The following is a 20,414-nucleotide window of genomic DNA, read 5'->3' as shown; positions in this document are numbered from 1 at the left end:
CAGTTACATTGTCTGAGCGGAATCTCCTGGCTTCAGGAAGCCAGTGCCTGCGAACGCTGGCAAGCGGGCATCTCATAGCGGTGCGGTTGCTGCCAGGCCAGCCGTGCCTGCACATCCACCACCGCGTCCTTTACCTTCTGCGCCCAGTGCTCATCCTTCGGGCACACCACCACCACGCGGAAACCGTGGTCGACACCTTCCAGGCGCACACCTTCGGAATCATCCACGTGCAGGTCAATATCAAAAGCCGAAGGCAGCTTGGAGGGTGAGTTTTCCAGCCCGCGCTGGGCCAGGATGTGCTGGTGCCGACCGCTGTTGACCACGCCATCGACATGAATGCCGTAAAGCATCAGCCACCGGCGGATGTAAGCCGGGGTACGCCCCGAGGAGGTGTAGATCCAGATGCTGCAGCCCTGGCGGCGCAGGTCGCGGATCAGTTCGCGGGTGCCGCTGCGCAGGGGCTCACCCAGCCAGCGATGGACGAAACCTGGCAGCTTGCTGTCCTCGACGGCGGCGTGTTCGGGCAGGCAGGCCAGCGTGTCGTCGATATCGAACGAAATGCGTACCTGGCCACGCTTGAGCTTGCGTTCGATGGCTTGCCGCCCTCGTGCGAACAGGGATGAACCTTGCATCAGCGGCTCCCCTCGCAGGCAGGCACGGGCGTGCCGTTCAGGAAGAACTTGCCGGGCTCAGGTGCTTTCGCTTCCAGGAAAGCGGCGTACTTTTTCTTGATCTTGGGGAGTTCGTACAAAGCCTTGACACCGTGTTTGGCGGAGTTGCGTATGACCGAGGACGGGTTGAAGTAACCCTCGGCGTTGTCCAGCGACAGCACGAATGGCGGCAGCCCGGCACGCATCAGCAAATAGCTGACAATAAGCGAACCCGTGCGGTTGTTGCCTTCGATGAACAGCTGCGGTTTGCTGAGGATCCGTACATACACACCCGCTGCCCGCTTCCAGATGGAATCGCTGCGGTACGCGCAGTACCAGTTGTACAAATCCTTGATCCCACCTTCCACGTTGTTGAAAAAGTGCGCTTCGGTTGCCGCAAGGTGCGGGGCGAATTCCAGGCGACGGGCCGGATCGCTGCCGCATAGCACGGTGGCATTGATTTCCAGCATCAGGTTCAGCTGTTGCAGGTCGAACAGGTCGATACCGCGAGCGACATAGTCGTCAATCAGCGCATAGCCTTCAACCACATTCAGCAGCACCTCGTCGGTAAACGGGTCCCGCGGTTCGGTGAAATGCTGGCTGAGTTCGGCAAAACGGCCCTGCACCTCGCGCAGTGCGCGCTCTACCGCTGACAGATCAAGACGACGCGTCGCTCGCATTGGTAATCCTGGGTAACACTTTAACGGAAGGTAACGCGGCCGGGTGTTGCAACCTTCCTGGCTGCAACACCCGCCCACCTTGAGCTTGCATGGTTTAGCTGAACTTGCCGCTGATGTAGTCGCTGGTCAGCTGCTCGCGCGGGTTCTGGAAAATCTGCGCGGTCGGGCCCATCTCGACCAGGTAGCCGGTGCGGGTGCCCTGGGAAATATCCACCGAGAAGAACGCGGTGGTGTCGGCCACACGAATCGCCTGCTGCATGTTATGGGTCACCAGGGCGATGGTGTAGTCCTTTTTCAGCTCGACCATCAGCTCTTCCACGCGGCGGGTGGCAATCGGGTCGAGTGCCGAGCAGGGCTCGTCCAGCAACAGCACTTCCGGCTCGGTGGCGATGGCACGGGCGATGCACAGGCGCTGCTGCTGGCCACCGGACAGTGACAGCCCACTGACCTTGAGTTTGTCCTTCACTTCGTCCCACAACGCGGCGCCTTGCAAGGCGTGCTTCACGCGATCGCCCAAGTCGCCTTTGTAGCGGTTCAGGCGCAGGCCGAAGGCCACATTGTCGAAGATGCTCATCGAGAACGGGTTGGGCTGCTGGAACACCATGCCGATATAGCGGCGCACTACAACAGGGTCGACACCCTTGCCGTAGACATCCTGCCCAAGAAAGTGCACATGGCCTTCGAAGCGGAAGCCCTTCACCAGGTCATTCATACGGTTCAAGCTACGCAGCACGGTACTCTTGCCGCAGCCCGAAGGGCCGATGAAACCGGTGATCTCGTTTTTCCTGATCGGCACATGGCTGTCACGCACGGCCATGAAGTTACCGTAGAAAATCTTGTCGAGCTTGCAGTCCATGACGATGGGGGCTTCGCTGACCATGGGAGCGGCTCTTTGCGCAGTGGATACGTTCAAGTTGGATGCTCCCTTTCTCAATACTTGGGCTTGCCGAAGACTCGGCTCAAAATGTTGATGACCAGCACGATCATTACCAGCACCAGCGAGGCCGCCCAGGCGAGCTCCAGCTGGTTGTCGAACGGCATGCCGGAGAAGTTGTAGATCAGTACCGCAAGCGAGGCTGTGGGGTTCATCACCGCCATGTCGCCGTCGTGGTAGATCCAGTAGTTGCTGAACAATGCGGTGAACAGCAGTGGCGCGGTTTCGCCAGCCGCGCGGGCCACAGCCAGCATCACCCCGGTGAGGATGGCCGGCAGGCCGGTAGGCAGGACGATCTTCCAGATCACCTGGGCACGGGTGCAACCCATGCCGTAGGCGGCGTCCTTCATGATCTTGGGCACCATCTTCATCGACTCTTCGGCGGTCAGCACCACGATCGGCAGCATCAGCACCGCCAGCGCCACGCCGCCTGCCGGTGCCGAGTAGGTACCGGTGGTCATCACCACCAAGGCGTAGGCAAACACCCCGGCCAGGATCGATGGCAGGCCAGTGAGCATCTTGGCGGCAAAGCGCGCAGCGTTGGCCAGCTTGCTGTCGGGGCCGAGTTCGGCCAGGAACACCGCTGCCAGGATACCGACCGGCACAGCGATGGCGGCGGCAATGCCGACCATGACGAAGGTACCGGCCATAGCGTTACCGAAACCACCGCCCATCTCGAAGCCAGTCGGCGGCAGCTCGGTGAACACTTCCAGGTTAAGGCGTGCCCCGCCGCGAGTGATCAGCATGTACAGCACGGAAATCAGCGGCACGCTGGCCACCAGTGCCGCGAACCAGGCCAGGGTGGTCAATACCAGGCTGCGCAGGGCGCGGCCTTCCAGCTTGCGCTGCAGGCTGGGCAGCGCGGCTACAGGGGTCGTCAGGTCAGTCATTGTTTGTTACCACGCTGGGCGTAGAGCATGATCATGGAGCCGAGGACGTTCACCAGCAGGGTGATGAACATCAGTACCAGTGCCGCGTACATCAGCACTTCGACCTCGTTCGGGCCGGCTTCCGGGAAGTTCAGCGCCAGCAGCGCCGCCAGGGTGTTGGCCGGTGCGAACAAGGACAGGGAAATGGTGTTGGCGTTGCCGACCAGCATGGCCAGCGCCATGGTTTCACCGAGTGCACGGCCCAGGCCCAGCACCAGCGAACCGAAGATGCCGGTAGCCGCCGAGGGCACCATCACCTTGAGGATGGCTTCCCAGTGGGTAGTACCCATGCCGTAGGCAGCCTGCTTGGTTTTCATAGGTACGCTGGTCAGCGCATCCTGGGAAACCGCCGCGATGGTCGGCAGGATCATGATCGCCAGCACCAGCGCCGCAGGCAGCAGGCCTGGGCCACTCAGGGAGGTGCCGAAAAACGGGATCCAGCCCAGCTCGCTGTTCAGCCAGGCGGTCAGCGGACGAATCGCCGGGATGACCACATAGATGCCCCACAGGCCGTACACCACGCTGGGGATGGCGGCGAGCAACTCGACGATGGTGCGAAACACCGCGGCAAGCTTGGCCGGAAGGAAATCCTGGGTCAGGAAAATGGCCATGCTGACGCCGAAGAAACCGGCGATCAACAGGGCGATCAAGGCGCTGTAAAGCGTACCCCAGATCGCTGGCAGAATACCGTACTTGCCTTGGTTAACGTCCCAGACGCTGCCGAACAACACGTCAAAACCGTGCTTTTCAATCCCAGGCAGTGCCTTGCGGCCGACTTCGTAGACCAGCGCGAAGACCAGCGCCAGCACCAGCACCACGCCAATGCGCGCAAGCGCACGGAAGGTGCGATCGACCAGAAAGTCTTTCGCAGACGGTGGCTGGCACGCGGAGTCGGGGTTATCCGGTATGGCAAAAGGAGTGTTCATTGGCGAGTTCCGGGACAAGGGACAAACACCCCCGGCATGGCTTCATGCCAATACCGGGAGCGCCTGGGTATTACTGGATGTTGGCGGACGCTTTACGCACCTGGTCGACTACCGACGGCGGCAGCGGGATGTAACCCATCGAGTCGGCGATGGTCTGGCCTTTGGTCAGGCTGTACTCGACCATTTCACGCATGGCCTTGGCTTTTTCCGGGTTGCCGTTGTCCTTGCGGAAAATCATCCAGGTATAGGAAGTGATCGGGTAGGACTTGGCACCGTCCGGGTCAGGCAGCCAGGCCACCAGATTTTCCGGCATTTTCACCGCAGCCAGTGCTTCGGCACCGCTCTCGGCATTCGGCACTACGTATTGGCCAGCCTTGTTCTGCAACATGGCGAAGTCGACCTTGGCCAGCTTGGCGAAGCCGTATTCGATGTAGCCGATGGCGCCCGGGGTCTGGCGGACGGTGGCGGTTACGCCGTCGTTCTTCGGCGACTTGATGAACTTGTCGGTGGCCGGCCAGTTGACGGTGTTGCCTTCGCCCAGCCCTTGCTTGAAGTCAGCGTTGATGGCCGACAGGTGCTTGGTGAAGACGGCAGTGGTGCCGCTGGAGTCGGCACGCACGACCACGGTGATCGGGGTGGCAGGCAGCTTCAGGTCAGGGTTGGCCGCAGCGATTTGCGGGTCGTTCCACTGGGTGATCTTGCCGAGGAAGATATTGGAGTAGACGTCGCGCGGCAGCTTCAGCCCTTTAGGGTTGCCCGGCAGGTTGTAAGCCAGGACGATTTCACCGGCGGTCATTGGCAGCAATTGCACGCCTTCGCCAACCTTGGCAATGTCTGCTTCGCTCATGGCCGAGTCGCTGGCGGCGAAGTCGACGGTCTTGTTCAGGAAGTCCTGAACGCCCGCGCCGCTGCCCTTGGACTGGTAATCGACGGTGACGCCAGCCGTGTTCTTGCTGAAGTCCTTGAACCAGGTCAGGTAGATCGGTGCAGGGAAGCTGGCGCCCGAACCGGTCAACCGAACGTTTTCTGCAGCAAAGGCTGCCGAGGTGGCGCAAAGGGAAACGGCAACGGCGAGTGCAGCAGACTTCATCAGGCGTTTCATCAAAATGTGCTCCATGTGATGGCCGGCACACTTTGCATCAGCTGTGTTACAACTTTGTGACTATTGAATGGCAGGCCGCGCGGTAGAGCTTATTGACTGTGCCATCAGGCGCCGAGCCGGAACCCTGGAACGGCTCCAGCCTCGACGCAAACGCTTGAAGGTGTCGATAGACCATGCAACTCGGCACCGAAAACAGGAACCCGGCCACTGCAGGCGATCAACCGATGCCGGCGAGACCTGTATCACCGGCATCCCCACAGCGGTTGCGGCATGCACATTCGAACTCAGCCTGGGCACGGGTGGAAAAGTTCAGGCTCAGACGCATCTTGTCCTGGGTGTCGTAGAGGTCGTAACCCTCCCCCAGTGCGGCAGGAAAGCCAAGCCGCCGAGGATAAGCCTCTTTCTTGAGTGGCACTGCGGGAACCACAACGAAGCGTGTCTGCATGATCATCCCCTTCGGCAGTGCTTAAGTATTAGTACTGCTATGTGAAAGCATCAAGATGACTCATGCAATATTTTGGTTCAGCCGCCTATTCTCGCGGTGATGAGTAAGCAGAATCCCAGCAGGCAAATGACCCCGATGCCATAGAACAACGTTCTCCAAGGCTGCAAACCCCGCAGGTAGGCCAGCGTGTGCAGGACCCTGGCAACCGTGAACACCACACTCAGCCATAGCACCGGTAGCGTGGCGGCTTCCAGCGCAACAGCCAGCCCGCCGAGGGCAAAGAACATGGGAATGTTCTCCAGGTCGTTGGCCCATACCTTGGCAGCACGTATCACCTGCGGGCGTTCTACGGCCTGGGCGATGCGCCTGAACACGGCAGCGTCCTCCGGGTTGGTGAACGCGACGAAGCGCAAACGGTGATAGCCCTGATAGCAGGAAACCAGGAACGTCTTGAGGAACAGCACCACCACACACAGCGCATAGGCCTGCAAGGCACTGCTCATGGCTGGCGCCCCTCGGCAACGCCTCTGGTCACCAGGTACAGCAACGGCCCCAGCGAAACGAACACGACGGTCAGCAGCAGGTAAGGCAGCACCGCGATCCCGGCTCTGCCGCGCATGCGGTTGTCTCGCACCATCCAGCAACCGGCCAGCCCGGCCATCAGGTACAGGTCGATGACCACCTGGGCCGTGTCCGCCTGCGCCAGCAGTGCCAGCCCGAATGCCAGCAGCGATTGCTCGGCAATCAGCATGGTCCAGCCGGTATACAGCGAAAACAGCACCAGTATTGCCAGCGCGCAGATACGCAAGCCCATATAGCTCTCCTTGATAGGGTTTGCCGGCACAGTAGTGATAGGGTTGCTTGCACTCAATGACCCGTGAGGTCATGGACATTGCACTCAAGGACGATCAGGGCAACGCATGAATCAGCATCTGTTCCATCGCAGCACCCCTGCCCCGCACATCTCAGCGGGCCAGCATCTTCGCGAACTGCGCCGTCAGGCCAACCTCAGCCAGCTGGAACTGGCGCTGCTGACGGGGCTGTCGCAGCGTCATCTGAGCTGTGTGGAAACAGGACGCGCCAAAGCCAGCCCAGGCACGTTGCATGCCCTCCTCTCGGCCCTGGATACGCCGCTGGAGCGGTGCAACGAAGTGTTCGTTGCTGCAGGATACGCACCCCGCTACGCCGCCACGCCGCTCGATGCGCCTGAACTGGCCTTGGTGAATACTGCCATCGAGCATATTCTGCAGGTGAACAACCCCGCTCCGGCGATCGTCATCGACAGCCACTGGGACGTCATCGCCGCCAACGCCAGTACCGGGCTGCTGCTGGCGATGGCCGGTGTCAGCGCACAGCCGGCAACCGGCCTCAACCTGCTGCAGACACTGCTGTGCCCCGGTGGCCTGGGTGATCACCTGGCCAACGCGCCGGAAATCCGCGCTGCAGCCTGGCAACGTGCCTCCAGGGAGGCCGCAGGCAATCCGGCACTGGCAGCGCGCTTGCGCGACTTGCCGGCCCCGGCAAGCCCGCGGCAGATGACGACAGCCACCCCTCTGCTGCTGACCCGCGTGAACACCCCGTATGGTGAGCTGCGGTTCCTGTCCACGTTCACCACCTTTGGCATGCCGCAGGATGTCACCGTGCAGTCACTGCGCATCGAACACCTGATCCCCGCCGACCCACAGACTCGGCAAAGAATGCAGGCAGCGTTCGAGCAATGGTCGGCCGTTACAGCGTAAACGTCAGGGTCTGGCCAAGGAACCTGGCGCTGACCTGGTGGCCTGTTTCATGCAAGTCGAACGGCTGGCACATGGCCCCGGTGGTCACGACATCCCCGGCCTTCAGGGTCTGGCCACGCTCGGCAGCGTGCGCGTACAGGTGAGCCAGCGACACCAGCGGGTCGGTGGCCGCATCGCCAGACAAGCCACCGGCGCGCCGTTGGCCATCCACATGCACCTCGGTGGTTTCGGCCAGGTCGGCGAGCAACGGCACATTTATACCAGCGCCCAGGCTATTGCCGACCACCAATGCTTCAAACCCGACGTTGTCAGCCACAAAACTTGGCCAGCCGACAGCCTTGCGGTCGACAAAGCGCGAACGCACCACTTCAAAGGTGACGCACGTGGCACGAATATCCTCACTCACCGGTACGCGCCCGGCTTGCGGAGGAATATCCCGGTCCAGCACGAAGGCAATTTCGCATTCGATGGTCACCGGCGTAACCGCTGGCAGCTGGATATGTGCGCCATCGGCATGGCAACGCCCCGCTTCCAGTTGGCCAATCAAGGGCCGCGACAACTTGCCGGCACGCATGCCTGCCGGGCTGCCGACGCCCAGCTTCCACCCGGCGCGCTGGCCTGCGGCAGCGGCAAACAACTGGTCCTGGCTGTCATAGCCTTGTTTCAACGTCTCGGGCTTGAGGCTGGCGGGCAGTTCTGTCAGCAGGTCACCGCTGCGCCAGTGTTGCAGTAGCAAGGCTGCAGTGCGTTGGTGTACGAAGAGCGAACGGTTCATCAAGACCTCATTGAAATAGGCGATGGCGGACAACAGATGCTAGGGCCTGACATTGATAAGGATAAATATATTGTCATGATGCAAATCATCACAAATTGTTATTTAACTGCCTGATGAAATCCGCCTGCAGGTGCATGCTCAGCGATCAGTGGAAACCGGCTGCTTCAACAGCAACACATAAGCCATCGCAGCAACCGCGGCCACGGCGGCACTGATCAGGAATGCCGAAGCGAAGGACCCGGTCTGCTGAATGCTGAACCCGGTCACGATGGGCGCCACAGAGCCTGCCAGGTAGCCGCCGAAGTTCTGGATCGAGCCAAACGAGGCCACGCGCTGGCTATCGACCACGGTGTTGGCGATCATCCATGCGGTAGAGCTGGCCATGTTCACGCTGAACAGCGCGCAACACAGCAGCGCCACACTGAGCAGGAAGCCGCTACCGAACGACAGGGGAACGGTGAATGCAGCCGCCGCGAGCAACGCAGTCACGACAACCCGCTTGCGGCTACCCAGCACACTGGCACCTTGCTTCACCAGGCGGTCGCAGATGCGGCCCGCGACAATGGTGCCCAACGCGCCGAACACATAGGCCAGCGAAACCACCCAGGCGGTCTGGTACAGGCTCAAGCCATGCTCGCGTTCGAAGTAGCCCGGCAGCCAGGTCAGGTGCAGCCACAGCATGTAGATCACCCCCATGAAGCCCAGTACTGCGCCCCAGGTGCTCTTGTGGCGGAACAGTTCGGCCCACGCCGCCAGTTGTGCCTGCACACTGGGCCTGGCGCTTGGTACCGCCTGTTTATGCGCTTGGGCCGCCAGCAGCTGCTCACGCGCCTCGGCAGGCAGTTCGGCCAGGTACCGCGCCTTGCTTTTGTAGAAAGCGAACCAGCAGGCGGCAACCAGAATGCCGAACACTCCGGTGACGATGAACATGCCGCGCCAGCCCCAGGTGACCATCAGCAGCGTCAGCAACGGCGGCGCCAGACACGGCCCGATGCAGGTCGATGACAGCACGATGCCGGTCGGCGTCCCCCGCTTCTCGGCCTCGAACCACTCCGCCAGCGCCTTGGCCGCCGACGGGAACATCGGCGCCTCGCCAATTCCCAGCACCACCCTGAGCCCGATGAATGCAGAAAAACTGTTGATCAGGCCCGAAGCCGTCTGTGCCACCGACCAGCCCAGCAGGGCCGCCCCCAGCGAAATCTTGCTGCCCAGGCGGTCGATGATCATGCCCAAGGGCAGTTGCGAAAAGGCATACGCCAGGGAAAACGCCGACAGCAGAATGCCCATCTGTGACGGCGTGATGCCCATGTCGCGCTGGATGGAGGTATTGGCAATCGACAGCGCACTGCGGTCGACGTAGTTGATGATGCCGATCACCAGCAACAGGCTGACGGTGATGACCTGGTACTTTCTGAACGGGTTCGAACTGGCGACCGCTTCAGGTTCGCGGGCAAGCCCGGGTTGCGCATATTTGGTATTCATGGGCGTTCACTTTTGTTGTTATTGGTTGAACAGCAGGTAACGGCTTACATCGACGCTTCAAGCAGCCACTGGTAGTCCTCGGCAGATGCCTCACGCGGGTTGGTGCGGTGGCTGTGATCGGCCAACGCACCCTGGACGATGCGCGGGAACAGGTCCGGGTTGACATCCAGTTCGCCAAGGCCGGTCGGCAGGCCCAGCGTACGGGTCATGTGGCGAATGGCATCTTCGATCTGGCTGTCATCGGCCAGCCCCATCGCCTGGGCGATGCGTTGCATCTTGTGTTCATTCACCACCGTTTCGGCCGTGCGGTTGAAGCGGATGACGGCAGGCAGGAAGATCGCATTGAGGGTGCCGTGGTGCAGGCGCGGGTTGATCCCGCCCAGCGCGTGGCTAAGGCTGTGCACGCAGCCCAGGCCTTTCTGGAAGGCCAGCGCACCTTGCAGCGATGCGCTCATCATGTTGATGCGCCCGTCCAGGTTGCCCGGCGCGCGGGTGGCTCGTTCGATGAAGCGCCAGGCCCTCCACAGGCCGTCCAGGGCAATGCCGTCGGCAGGCGGGTTGAACGCAGGTGCCATGAAGGTTTCCAGGCAGTGGGCAATCGCGTCCATGCCGGTGGCAGCCGTGAGTTGTGCCGGCAGCCCGAGGGTCAATGACGGGTCACAGATGGCGGCCTTGGGCACCACATGGGGCGAGATCACCCCCACCTTGCGCCCGTCATCGAGTATCAGGATGGCACCGCGCCCGACCTCGCTCCCCGTGCCGGCCGTGGTCGGCACCGCAATCACCGGCGCGGTTGCCGGGGTGATCCGGGCCAGGCCGCCCTCGATCACCGCAAAGCTCTTCAACGGGCCGTCGTGCCGGGCACACACGGCCACCCCCTTGGCCAGGTCGATCGCCGAGCCACCGCCAATGGCGATGATGCCATCACAGCCATTTGCCTTGAACATGGCCACGGCCTCACGCACGGCATGCTCGTTGGGGTTGGGTGGCGTACCGTCGTAGATCGGCAGTTGTGTGGTGTCGCTGCCGAAGGTGTTCAACGCCGTATCGACGATACCGGCGGCACGCACGCCACGGTCGGTCACGATCAAAGGCCTGGTTATACCAATGCGCTCACATTCGGCAGGCAGGCATGCGATGGTACCGATATCGAATTGGATCTGGGTGATGTAGTTGATCAGGGACATAAGGCTTGGCAGGCTCCTGGCTTTATTGTTCTGGGCGTTTCAGCCGCACTGGATGCGACACTGTGCAGCGCCAGTATAGGAATGCGCGGCTGGCCATGGTATTGAGAACAATCCATATCGGTATAACCAGGACGAATACCAGATGACCCCATCGCTCAATTCGATCATGTCCCGCCTGCACGCCCGCCACCTGCGCTTGTTGATCGAGTTGGACGAGCACCGCTCGCTGCTCGGTGCAGCAAGCAGCGTCGGGCTTACCCAGCCTGGTGCCAGCAAGGCCTTGCAGGAAATCGAAACCACCTTCGGCACCGTGCTGTTCAACCGCACCAACCGAGGCCTGGAGCCCACGGCCGCCGGGCACTGCGCCATCCGCTACGCACGCCTGTTGCAGACCGATATCGCCAACCTGCGGCACGATCTGGATGCAATCCTGCGTGGGGTCGGCGGCCGGCTGGCAGTGGGGGCGATCATGGGGGCGGTGCCGTTGCTGATGAAGGCAGTGTCACAGCTGGCCAGCATCCAGCCACAGATGTCGTTCGAAATCATCGAAGACACCAGCCAGTCGCTGCTGACCCAGATCGAGAGCGGCCGCCTGGACATCGCCCTGTGCCGCACCAGTGTCAGCAATACGCCGCAGCTGTTCGCCAGCACCTTTGTCCAGGATGAGACACTGGCGGTCATCGCCAACATCGACCACCCGCTCAAGCATGCGCCAAGCCTGAGCCTTGCCGACCTGGCCGAGAGCCGCTGGATCGTCTACCGGGCCAACATGCCCATGCGCGTGCAACTGGAGCGCGAATTTCACGATGCCGGGCTGCGCTTCCCGCTGCACCTGGTTGAAACCACTTCGATCCTGGCGACCTTGTCGCTGTTGCAAAACCGTCCTGACTTCGTTGCGCTGGTGTCGATCGACGTGGCCCGGCAATGTGCGATGAATCAACAGGTCAGCATACTGCCCTTGAGCATGGGCTCGGTCAGCGACCCCTACGAGTTGGTGACCCGTAAAGGCAGCCAGGCAACACCGGCCATGGACACGCTCACCGAACTGCTGCTGTTGCAGGGCCGACAGCGCTGCGACAGTTAATGCGGTTTCATGGCAGGCCACTGGGAAATCCGGGCTGAAAGGCGTCAAGACGGTAATGAGGCAGCCCGCCAGCCCTGGGTAATCAGCCTTGCAGCTACACCGGCAGTGCTGTTGGCAGGCATGACCTGCCGCTACACCTGCACGCCATTGACCCAAATCAAGCCCTCGCGCCGGGTTCGCGCGACGATGGCTGCACGCAAGGAATGACTCAAGTACCGCCAGGTGCACAGTGCGCAAGGTTTACCGCTTGATCGCTGTGCGCGCCTTGACCAAGGAGCCCCACATGAACCCGCTGAAACACATACTGGTTGCCACCGACCTTTCCCCACATGCTCGCAACGCCGCTGAGCGCGCGGCCTACCTGAGCGATGCGCAACAGGCCTCGCTGGACCTGCTCTACGTTGCCAACCCGGCACCCTTCGAGCGCCTCAAACAGTTGGTGACGCCTGATGACGATCTGTTGAAACGCGTACTGGATAGCGCAGGCGAGAAAACCCACGCACTGGCAGCGCTGCTGTTCCAGCGTTACGGTATCTCCGCTGGCGTGCAGGTCGCCAGCGGCTCGGTGATCACGGAGATCAACCGGGTGGTGCAGGACAAGCACAGCGACCTGCTGGTGTGTGGGGCCAGGGGCCAGAGCGTAGCGCGGCGCCTGCTGCTGGGTTCGACCGTGCAGAAACTGCTCAACCGCATGCCCTGCCCTTTGCTGGTGGTCAAGCCGGCCCCTCGTGATGCCTACCGCACCGTGCTGGTGCCAGTCGATTTTTCGTCCGTTTCACTGCGCACGATCGAATTGGCCAAGGCCATTGCCCCGCAAGCAGAGATCATTCTGCTGCATGCGTACGAAGCCCCGTTCGAAGCCAGCGTGCGCTTCGCCCATCTCGACCACGATACCCTCACCCACTACCGCAATGTCATCCGCAAGGATGCACAGGTACAGCTCGCGGCGCTGAGTGAGGCTGCCGGCCTGGCCGATGCACGGCAGATCCTGGTGCACGGTGACCCTGGCTGGCGCATTGCCGAGCAGGAACAGGAGCTGGAGTGCGACCTGATCGTTGTCGGCAAGCAGGGGGCAAGCGCGCTGGAGGAACTGCTGGTGGGCAGCGTCACCAAGCATGTACTGAACGAATCGCAGTGTGATGTGCTGGTAACACCTTAGGCTGCATGAACGTTCTGCACTGCCGCCTGCTGCGCCTATCCGGGTCATGCCACCGTGGCTGGCCTTGCCTGCTGACGTGCGGGCTTGGGAAGAGCCCCTCCAGCCCACTGCATTCGCGAGTGGGGCGTCATTGCTGAGAGCAGCGGCTCTACACAAGGCGTTTCATCGATTGCGCTGATGATTACTATCGAGCGGCCTGCCTGTCGGTTGGGCACGGCCGCCTCTACAATCCCCTGCAAATCCCCCCGCTCCTGCGCCTGCTACAGGCGAAATCCCTCATGGAACCTAACCCATGCCAAGCAACAGCCAGGCCCCTCGCGGCCTTCCCGAACACAGCCAACAGAGCGTGACCCAGCAATGGCTGGCAATCCTCTCGGTGGCCGTGGGCGCTTTCGCCCTGGTCACCAGTGAATTCCTCCCGGTGGGGGTACTCAACGATGTGGCCAGCGACCTGGGCATCAGTGCAGGCCTTGCCGGCCTGATGGTGACCCTTCCCGGCATCATGGCTGCGTTAGCCGCCCCGTTGATTTCCGTAGGCGTCGGCGCGCTGGACCGGCGCTACCTGCTGATCGGCCTGACGCTGATCATGATCATCGCCAACGCCATCGTGGCCTATGCCGGTGACTTCAACCTGCTGTTGGTCGGCCGTGTGCTACTGGGTATCAGTATTGGCGGCTTCTGGGCGACAGCCATCGCCCTCAGCGGTCGCCTGGCACCTGACGGAATGGGCGTAGCCAAAGCCAACTCCATCATCATGGCGGGCGTAACCCTGGCGACGGTAGTGGGCGTGCCTGTCGGCACCTGGCTGAGTGGCCTGATGGGCTGGCGCATGACGTTCCTGGTCACTGCACTGGTAGGCGTACCGGTGCTGCTGGCACAGGTGTTCCTGCTGCCGCGGCTGATGCCGGAAAAGGCCATCCGCATCCGCGACCTGCCAGCGTTGTTCATCAACCCGCAAGCACGGGTCGGTTTGATCGCCGTGTTGCTGATCGGCCTGGCGCACTTTGCTGCGTACACCTATGTCGCACCGTTCTTCAAACAGAATGCCGGCTTTGACGGGCCTACGATCGGTTCATTGTTGCTGCTGTATGGCGTGGCCGGCTTCATGGGCAACATCTTCGCCGGCTTTGCTGCCAACCGCAGCGTGCGGCATACCCTGATGCTGGTCGCGCTCATGATCGCAGTCAGCACCGCCCTGTTCCCGCACTTCGCCACCGGCATGACGGGTGCCGCCATGCTGATCGCACTATGGGGCTTTGCCTTCGGTGCGTTCCCGGCTTGCGCCAATATCTGGATGTTTGTCGTGGCGCCCAAAGATGTCGAACGTGGCATGCCGCTGTTCGTGGCCATGTTCCAGGTGATCATTGCCGTGGGCTCGTTCTTCGGCGGGCAAGTCGTGGACCATATGGGCACGGCGGTACTGCTGAGCCTGGCCACGGCGCTGGTGGGCTGTGGCTTTGTCACCGTGCTGGTGCTGGGGCGCAACGTCAGCAACGATCTGGCGGCGCAGCCAGGCTGAGCAGCCGCCCAGGACGGCTGCACAAAGCTTGAAGCCGTGAAGCCGAGGCGCCTGCTTCGCGGGCAAGCCCGCTCCTACAGGTACCGTACGGCTCCAGGCGCTTGCATTAGCTGCAATCGTCCCGCTCGGGCTGGCGTGGTTGCCTGGCGTACACCACCTGAAGTTCGGCGCCACGGGCCCTGGCCAGCAGCTCCTCGGTGTCATCGCCACCGGGCAAGGCAAGCAACAGGTCAGGGCGGCTGTCATTGAGCATGAACAGGTTGCGCAAGCGTTCGGCCTGCTTGCCGTGCAGCTGCCAGTTTGGCGGGTAACGCACCAGATCGGCGCCATGCTCGCGCGCCCAGCTTTCGATTTCCCCACCAAGAAACTGGCTGCCACCGTGGATCAACACCCGGATCGGCCGCTGGCGCTGGACGTCGTCCAGGGCCTGGCGGCAGCGCCGGGTGTCGGCGTAGTTGCGCCCTGCACATATCAGTACTCGCATGGTCTGCTCTCCTTGCATCGCTCAGAACCACTGGCCGAAACGGCGGATATAGAGGGTCTTCATGGCCTGGGCGACCACGCAGTAGCCCAGCAGGGTGGCGACCAGCCAAGGGAAGTACTCCCACGGCAGCGGCACCAGGCCAACCATCGCGCCCACCGGGGAGAACGGGATGTAGATACCCAATGCCATGACCAGCCCCGTTGCCAATACCACCGGCAATGCAGCGGTGCTCTGGAAGAACGGTACCTTGCGAGTGCGCAGCATGTGCACTACCAGCGTCTGTGACAGCAAGCCCTCGATGAACCAGCCAGACTGGAACAGCGCCTGCATTTCTACGCTGTTGGCGGCGAACACGTACCACATCAGGGCGAAGGTGGTGATGTCGAAGATCGACGACGTAGGGCCTATCCACAGCATGAAGCGACCGATGTTACGGGCATCCCATTTGCGTGGTTTGCTGAGGAACTCCTTGTCCATGCGGTCCCACGGCAGCGACAGCTGGGAAAAGTCATACATCAGGTTCTGCAGCAACAAGTGGATCGCCAGCATCGGCAGGAACGGAATGAACGCACTGGCCACCAGGACCGAGAACACGTTGCCGAAGTTGGAACTGGCAGTCATGCACAGGTACTTCATGATGTTGCCGAAAGTTTCGCGGCCTTTGAGCACGCCCTCCTCAAGCACCATCAGGCTTTTTTCCAGCAAAATGATATCGGCCGATTCCTTGGCGATGTCGGTGCCGCTGTCCACCGAGATACCGACGTCAGCATCGCGCAGGGCTGCGGCGTCGTTGATGCCGTCGCCAAGGAAGCCCACAGTGTGACCATTGGCCTGCAGGGCCTTGAGCACCCGTGATTTCTGCAACGGGGTGAGCTTGGCGAAGACGGTGCGCTCCTCCACCTGAAGCTTCAGGGTGGTGTCGTCCATGCCCTCGATGTCCTGGCCGAGCAAGGGCTGGCCCGGCGCCAGGCCCACTTCACGGCAGACCTTGGACGTGACCACCGGGTTGTCGCCGGTCAGTACCTTGACCTGCACGCCCATGTCGCGCAAGGCGGCAATGGCCGGGCCGGCCGTTTCCTTGGGCGGGTCGAGGAAGGTCAGCAAGCCCTGGATGACCAGATCGCGCTCATCTTCGGTGTGATACTGGGCCTTGCCTTCGTCCGCCGGGATCTGCCGGGTGGCAACCACCAGCACGCGGAAGCCGTCCTGGTTGAAGGCATCGACCCTGGCCATCAGCTGCTGGCGACGGCACGGATCAAGGGCAACGACCTTGTCGCCTTCCTGCACATGGGTGGCGATGGCGAGCATCTCCTCGACCGCCCCTTTGCTTACCAGCAGGTGATCGCCCAAGGCATTCTTCACCACCACTGACAGGCGGCGGCGGATGAAGTCGAACGGCAGTTCGTCGACCTTTGCGTAGGCGTAAGGCGCCTGGAACTGGTGGTCCTGGCCGGCGAAATGCAGCACGGCCTGGTCCATCAGGTTGCGGATGCCGCTTTGGTGATGGCTGTTGAGCCAGGCCAGCTCGAGGATGTGCTTGTCGGTTTGACCGTCGAAGCCCACATGGTGCTCGAGGATGATCCGATCCTGGGTGAGCGTACCGGTCTTGTCGGTGCACAGCACGTCCATGGAGCCCAGGTTCTGGATGGCATTCAGGCGTTTGACCACCACCTTGCGCCGAGCCATGGCCACGGCGCCCTTGGCCAGGTTGGCGCTGACGATCATCGGCAGCATTTCCGGGGTCAGGCCCACTGCCACGGCAAGCGCGAAGAGGAAGGCATCAGCCCAGTCGCCTTTCACCACACCGTTGATCATGAACACCACCGGCACCATCACCAGCATGAAGCGGATCAGCAGGCTGCTGACGCTGTTCACGCCGCGGTCAAAAGCGGTCTGGCTGCGCGAACCGGCAATGGCCTTGGCCAGCGAGCCAAAATAGGTGCGTCGGCCGGTGGCGACCACCACGGCGCGGGCGCGGCCACTGACCACATTGGTCCCCATGAAGCAGATGTTCGGCAACTCGAGCAGGTTGTCCTGATGTGCGCCATGCTCGGCGGCGGACTTCTGCGCGACATTACCCAAGGTGTCGTACTTTTCGACCGGCAACGCTTCGCCGGTGAGCACGGCCTGGCTGATAAACAGGTCGCGCGCTTCGAGCAGACGGATATCGGCGGGAATCATGTCACCTGCAGAAAGCTGCACGATGTCGCCGGCCACCAGTTCGTCCATGGGCACTTCGCGCAGGCGCGGGGCTTGCCCGATCTGCTCGCGGCGCAACACCGTGGCCGTAGTGCGCACCATTGCCTTGAGCGCGTCGGCAGCCTTGTTCGAGCGGTACTCCTGCCAGAATCGCAGCAGGCTGCTGAGGCTGACCATGGTCATGATGATGATGACCTTGGTCAGGTCGGCGTCGTCTGCTTCGCCTGCGCTGACCGGCAGCCAGTAGTCGGTGACGAAGCTGATCCCGGCCAGGGTCAGCAGTACATAGATGAACGGGTTGTTCAGGGCCTTGAGCAGTTGCACCAGGGCGTGGGGTTGCGGGTCGTGGGCAACCTGGTTGGCCCCATCGCGCACCAGGCGCTTGGCGGCTTCGTGCTCGGTCAAGCCCTGTTCGCTGGCATCGAGGTTGGCGAGGGTGACCGCCAGGCCATTGCGCGCTTCACGGGCGGCGCGGGTGGACAGGCGGGTCTCGCGTTCGGCCTTGGCCGATGAGGTGTTACGGTATTTGACAGTCATGTTGCTGTGCTCCTGCCGCTGCGGCGGCACGACACACAGACGTTTCACTCAGGCGGTGAACGAAGGCATGTCGGGTCGCTGAATAATGCTGGTTCTTTCCGACAGTTGTCTGTCCGCTGCCGAGAGTCGGAAGTTGTGTCGGCAGCGAACTTTCTACTCGCGCAATCCATGGTTTGATTCCTTTTCATAAACACAGGGAAATAGTTATCCCGCGAACTTTTAACATGAAAAGTTCGAGTACAAAGATACCGTTCAATATCTTTTATTCAGTGAGAAGTGCGGGGGCTCAAGCGTGCATGAAGACGCGCCAGCACCCCGCAACTACTTGGGGGGTGCTGGTGGTGGTCAAGGTAGCCGTGCAGACGCCGCGGCCAGGCGCGGGCCTGCCGCGGCGCAAGGCACGCAGGCTGGCGATGTGAAACGAATGAAGTGAGGTTCATGAGCTTGCCTCCAACCGGCCAACACCGGCGGCGGCAAGTCACGGCGGAGCATCAGGCTCTGGCGCGGCTTGCCCGACCAGGGTGTCGGGACCGGTGTTCCGGTTCAAGTGCCTGACCAGGCCATTCGGCAGAGGTCAGGCAGCGACGAGATACTGTGTCCATTGAATTCTTCAGTGAAGGGAAAAAAGGCCCCGCGCTCGGGGCGGTCGAACTTTATTCAAGCGTAGTATCGAAGTCAACCCGCAAGGGGAACTTTAAATAAGTTTAACCTTATCTTAATGTTCCACGCAGGCGCAGCGCCTCAAACCTTGAACCGCCCCACCAACGCCGTCATCTCCCCCACCAGCCCCGACAACGCCTTGCTCGCCTCGCTGGTCTGCTGCGCACCCGCAGCGGAATGGTTGGACAGTTCGCGGATGTTCAGCAAGTTGCGGTCTACTTCCCGCGCCACCTGAGCCTGCTCTTCGGCCGCACTGGCAATGACCAGATTGCGCTCGTTGATTTCGCCGATCGCACTGTAGATGCCCTCCAGCACTTGCCCCGAGGCCAGGGTCACGTCCAGTGTCGACTGGGCGCGGTTGGTGCTGGCCTGCATGGAAGCCACCGCAGCTTCGGTCCCCGCCTGCACGCTGCCGATCATCTGCTCGATTTCCTGGGTCGACTGTTGCGTGCGGTAGGCCAGTGTGCGCACCTCATCCGCCACCACCGCAAAGCCGCGCCCGGCCTCACCGGCACGGGCCGCCTCGATGGCAGCATTGAGCGCCAGCAGGTTGGTTTGCTCGGACACCGAGCGGATCACTTCCAGCACCTTGCCGATGTCCCGCACCTGCCCCACCAACTGCTGCAGGTGCGCACTGCTGGTCTGGATTTCGCGGGTCATGGCTTCGGTGCCGTCGATGTTTTCGCTGACTTGCCGGCGGCTTTGCGCGGCCAGCTGGTTGGATTCACTGGTGGTTTGCGAGGTGGTGATCGCGTTGCGCGCAACTTCCTCCACTGCCGTGGTCATTTCGGTCACGGCAGTGGCGGCCTGCTCCAGCTCCTGCCCCTGCTGACGCAGGTTGTTGGCGCTTTCCTCGGTGACGGCGTTCAACGCCGTGGCGGCGGCGTCCAGCTGCCGGGCACAGTTGTTGATCTGCCCAAGGGTGTCGCGCTGGCTCTGCTGCATGCGCTGCAGCTCATGGAACAGTTGGCCGATCTCGTTGTTGCCCTGCCCTTGCACCGGCACACTCAGGTCGCCACTGGCAATGCGCTGGAAATGCCCACCGGCTTCACGCAGGGGGTGCAACACACGCTGGGCAATGAAGGCCCAGCACAGCACCGCCAGCACCACGGTCACGCCCAGCAAGCACAGGCTCAGCAATTGTGCCCGGGCCAGACGCCGGTCGGACTCGAGCATGATTTGCTGGCCACGTTCGCTCAGTGTGGTCACCAGTTGCTGGCGCAGGGTTTGCAACCGCCCCATGGCATTACCGGCATCGCTGTTGACCTTGAAATACTGCTCCAGCGAACGCTGGCGGGTCGCTTCACGCTGCCCAGCCACCGCCTTGGCGTATTCGGCAAAGGTAGCCTGCAGCTCGGTTGCCAACCCGCGAAGGGCGGGTTCGCGGGCGTTTTCGACAAATTCGTCGACCAGCGCCTGGCTCTTGTTGTTCAGCTCCACCGACAGCGCCATGCGTTTGCCTGCACTCTCGTCATGGCCACCCAACTGCTCGATAAAGCCCGAAGACACGTTGGCGCTGGAGCGAATCGCCATCAGCAACGCATTGTTCAACCGGTCCGACTGGTGCGCAGTCTGATCCAGTTCAGTGATCTGCTGGTCGCTACCCAAGGCAGCCCACCAGGCACTGGCGGTCGAAAACAGCAGGGTCAGGCTGAACAGCGACAACACCCAGAACATTCCGGTGCGAATTTTCAGGTTTGCAAGCATGCGGGCAGTACTCCTTGTTGGCACCACTTCTGATCGATGATTCGAGGGTGGGTGTGCTGCTATCGGAGGTACTGGCGCAGGCTTGAGGCGCCGCGATGCGGTTATGTGCGGTAACCGAACGGAATGCGTTGAGACCCAGAGGCCTCGAAACCCTTTAGGGCATAACCCTTTTGCATAAATCCTGAGGCCAGCGCGATCACTGTGGGAGCGGGCTTG

Annotated in this window: 19 protein-coding genes; 4 read left to right on the top strand and 15 right to left on the bottom strand. The window is 61.9% G+C overall.

Annotation, left to right across the window (positions count from 1 at the left end):
- Positions 1-32: 32 nt before the first annotated feature.
- The 9 genes from ACF8FB_RS22005 to ACF8FB_RS21965 form a co-directional block, all read right to left on the bottom strand.
- Positions 33-632, bottom strand: coding sequence for a hypothetical protein (locus tag ACF8FB_RS22005; protein ID WP_392511974.1), 600 nt, complete (start codon positions 630-632; stop codon positions 33-35).
- Positions 632-1,330, bottom strand: a complete 699-nt coding sequence (locus ACF8FB_RS22000; protein WP_004574211.1) for a hypothetical protein — start codon at positions 1,328-1,330, stop codon at positions 632-634. Before ACF8FB_RS22000 ends, ACF8FB_RS22005 begins: the two co-directional genes overlap by 1 nt.
- A gap of 94 nt (positions 1,331-1,424) precedes the next feature.
- Positions 1,425-2,210, bottom strand: a complete 786-nt coding sequence (pstB, locus tag ACF8FB_RS21995; RefSeq protein ID WP_003254117.1) for a phosphate ABC transporter ATP-binding protein PstB — start codon at positions 2,208-2,210, stop codon at positions 1,425-1,427.
- A gap of 50 nt (positions 2,211-2,260) precedes the next feature.
- The gene (pstA, locus tag ACF8FB_RS21990; protein ID WP_010953577.1) at positions 2,261-3,154 is read right to left on the bottom strand and encodes a phosphate ABC transporter permease PstA; all 894 of its coding nucleotides are present in this window, start codon (positions 3,152-3,154) and stop codon (positions 2,261-2,263) included.
- Positions 3,151-4,119: a phosphate ABC transporter permease subunit PstC gene (gene pstC, locus ACF8FB_RS21985; RefSeq protein WP_004574212.1), complete on the bottom strand. Its 969-nt coding sequence runs from the start codon at positions 4,117-4,119 to the stop codon at positions 3,151-3,153. Before pstC ends, pstA begins: the two co-directional genes overlap by 4 nt.
- 70 nt (positions 4,120-4,189) lie before the next feature.
- The gene (gene pstS, locus ACF8FB_RS21980; protein WP_014591398.1) at positions 4,190-5,221 is read right to left on the bottom strand and encodes a phosphate ABC transporter substrate-binding protein PstS; all 1,032 of its coding nucleotides are present in this window, start codon (positions 5,219-5,221) and stop codon (positions 4,190-4,192) included.
- Positions 5,222-5,438: 217 nt separating this feature from the next.
- Positions 5,439-5,672: a hypothetical protein gene (locus ACF8FB_RS21975; protein WP_010953575.1), complete on the bottom strand. Its 234-nt coding sequence runs from the start codon at positions 5,670-5,672 to the stop codon at positions 5,439-5,441.
- A gap of 71 nt (positions 5,673-5,743) precedes the next feature.
- Positions 5,744-6,169, bottom strand: a complete 426-nt coding sequence (locus ACF8FB_RS21970) for an MAPEG family protein (protein WP_010953574.1) — start codon at positions 6,167-6,169, stop codon at positions 5,744-5,746.
- Positions 6,166-6,480: a hypothetical protein gene (locus ACF8FB_RS21965; protein WP_014591401.1), complete on the bottom strand. Its 315-nt coding sequence runs from the start codon at positions 6,478-6,480 to the stop codon at positions 6,166-6,168. Before ACF8FB_RS21965 ends, ACF8FB_RS21970 begins: the two co-directional genes overlap by 4 nt.
- 106 nt (positions 6,481-6,586) lie before the next feature.
- Here ACF8FB_RS21965 and ACF8FB_RS21960 point away from each other — a divergent pair, with 106 nt between their 5' ends.
- On the top strand, positions 6,587-7,405 hold the full coding sequence (locus ACF8FB_RS21960; protein WP_392511970.1) for a helix-turn-helix domain-containing protein: 819 nt from the start codon (positions 6,587-6,589) through the stop codon (positions 7,403-7,405).
- Here ACF8FB_RS21960 and ACF8FB_RS21955 read toward each other — a convergent pair.
- From ACF8FB_RS21955 to ACF8FB_RS21945, 3 genes are all read right to left on the bottom strand, one after another.
- Positions 7,395-8,180, bottom strand: a complete 786-nt coding sequence (locus ACF8FB_RS21955) for a 2-keto-4-pentenoate hydratase (RefSeq protein ID WP_010953572.1) — start codon at positions 8,178-8,180, stop codon at positions 7,395-7,397. The genes ACF8FB_RS21960 and ACF8FB_RS21955 overlap by 11 nt on opposite strands.
- Positions 8,181-8,318: 138 nt before the next feature.
- Positions 8,319-9,662 (bottom strand): MFS transporter, encoded by a 1,344-nt coding sequence (locus tag ACF8FB_RS21950; RefSeq protein WP_010953571.1) that lies wholly within the window; start codon positions 9,660-9,662, stop codon positions 8,319-8,321.
- A gap of 44 nt (positions 9,663-9,706) precedes the next feature.
- On the bottom strand, positions 9,707-10,849 hold the full coding sequence (locus ACF8FB_RS21945) for an iron-containing alcohol dehydrogenase (protein WP_392511967.1): 1,143 nt from the start codon (positions 10,847-10,849) through the stop codon (positions 9,707-9,709).
- A gap of 142 nt (positions 10,850-10,991) precedes the next feature.
- On the opposite strand from ACF8FB_RS21945, the gene ACF8FB_RS21940 reads away from it, so the two are divergent.
- The 3 genes from ACF8FB_RS21940 (at position 10,992) to ACF8FB_RS21930 (ending at position 14,611) form a co-directional block, all read left to right on the top strand.
- Positions 10,992-11,933, top strand: coding sequence for a LysR family transcriptional regulator (locus tag ACF8FB_RS21940; protein ID WP_010953569.1), 942 nt, complete (start codon positions 10,992-10,994; stop codon positions 11,931-11,933).
- A 283-nt stretch (positions 11,934-12,216) separates the two neighbouring features.
- Complete coding sequence (locus ACF8FB_RS21935) at positions 12,217-13,092, top strand: universal stress protein (protein WP_049586330.1); 876 nt, start codon at positions 12,217-12,219, stop codon at positions 13,090-13,092.
- A 292-nt stretch (positions 13,093-13,384) separates the two neighbouring features.
- Positions 13,385-14,611: an MFS transporter gene (locus tag ACF8FB_RS21930; RefSeq protein ID WP_010953567.1), complete on the top strand. Its 1,227-nt coding sequence runs from the start codon at positions 13,385-13,387 to the stop codon at positions 14,609-14,611.
- A 106-nt stretch (positions 14,612-14,717) separates the two neighbouring features.
- On the opposite strand, the gene ACF8FB_RS21925 is transcribed toward ACF8FB_RS21930, so the two are convergent.
- From ACF8FB_RS21925 to ACF8FB_RS21915, 3 genes are all read right to left on the bottom strand, one after another.
- A complete protein-coding gene (locus tag ACF8FB_RS21925; protein ID WP_020192194.1) occupies positions 14,718-15,095 on the bottom strand; it encodes a DUF2493 domain-containing protein in 378 nt (125 codons plus the stop codon).
- A gap of 21 nt (positions 15,096-15,116) precedes the next feature.
- Positions 15,117-17,831: a magnesium-translocating P-type ATPase gene (mgtA, locus tag ACF8FB_RS21920; RefSeq protein WP_049586286.1), complete on the bottom strand. Its 2,715-nt coding sequence runs from the start codon at positions 17,829-17,831 to the stop codon at positions 15,117-15,119.
- Between the two features lie 741 nt (positions 17,832-18,572).
- A complete protein-coding gene (locus ACF8FB_RS21915) occupies positions 18,573-20,198 on the bottom strand; it encodes a methyl-accepting chemotaxis protein (protein ID WP_104961981.1) in 1,626 nt (541 codons plus the stop codon).
- Positions 20,199-20,414 lie beyond the last annotated feature (216 nt).

This window comes from Pseudomonas sp. yb_2, assembly GCF_043103905.1.
Taxonomy (GTDB): domain Bacteria; phylum Pseudomonadota; class Gammaproteobacteria; order Pseudomonadales; family Pseudomonadaceae; genus Aquipseudomonas; species Aquipseudomonas alloputida.
This window is presented reverse-complemented; position numbering and strand designations above follow the sequence as displayed.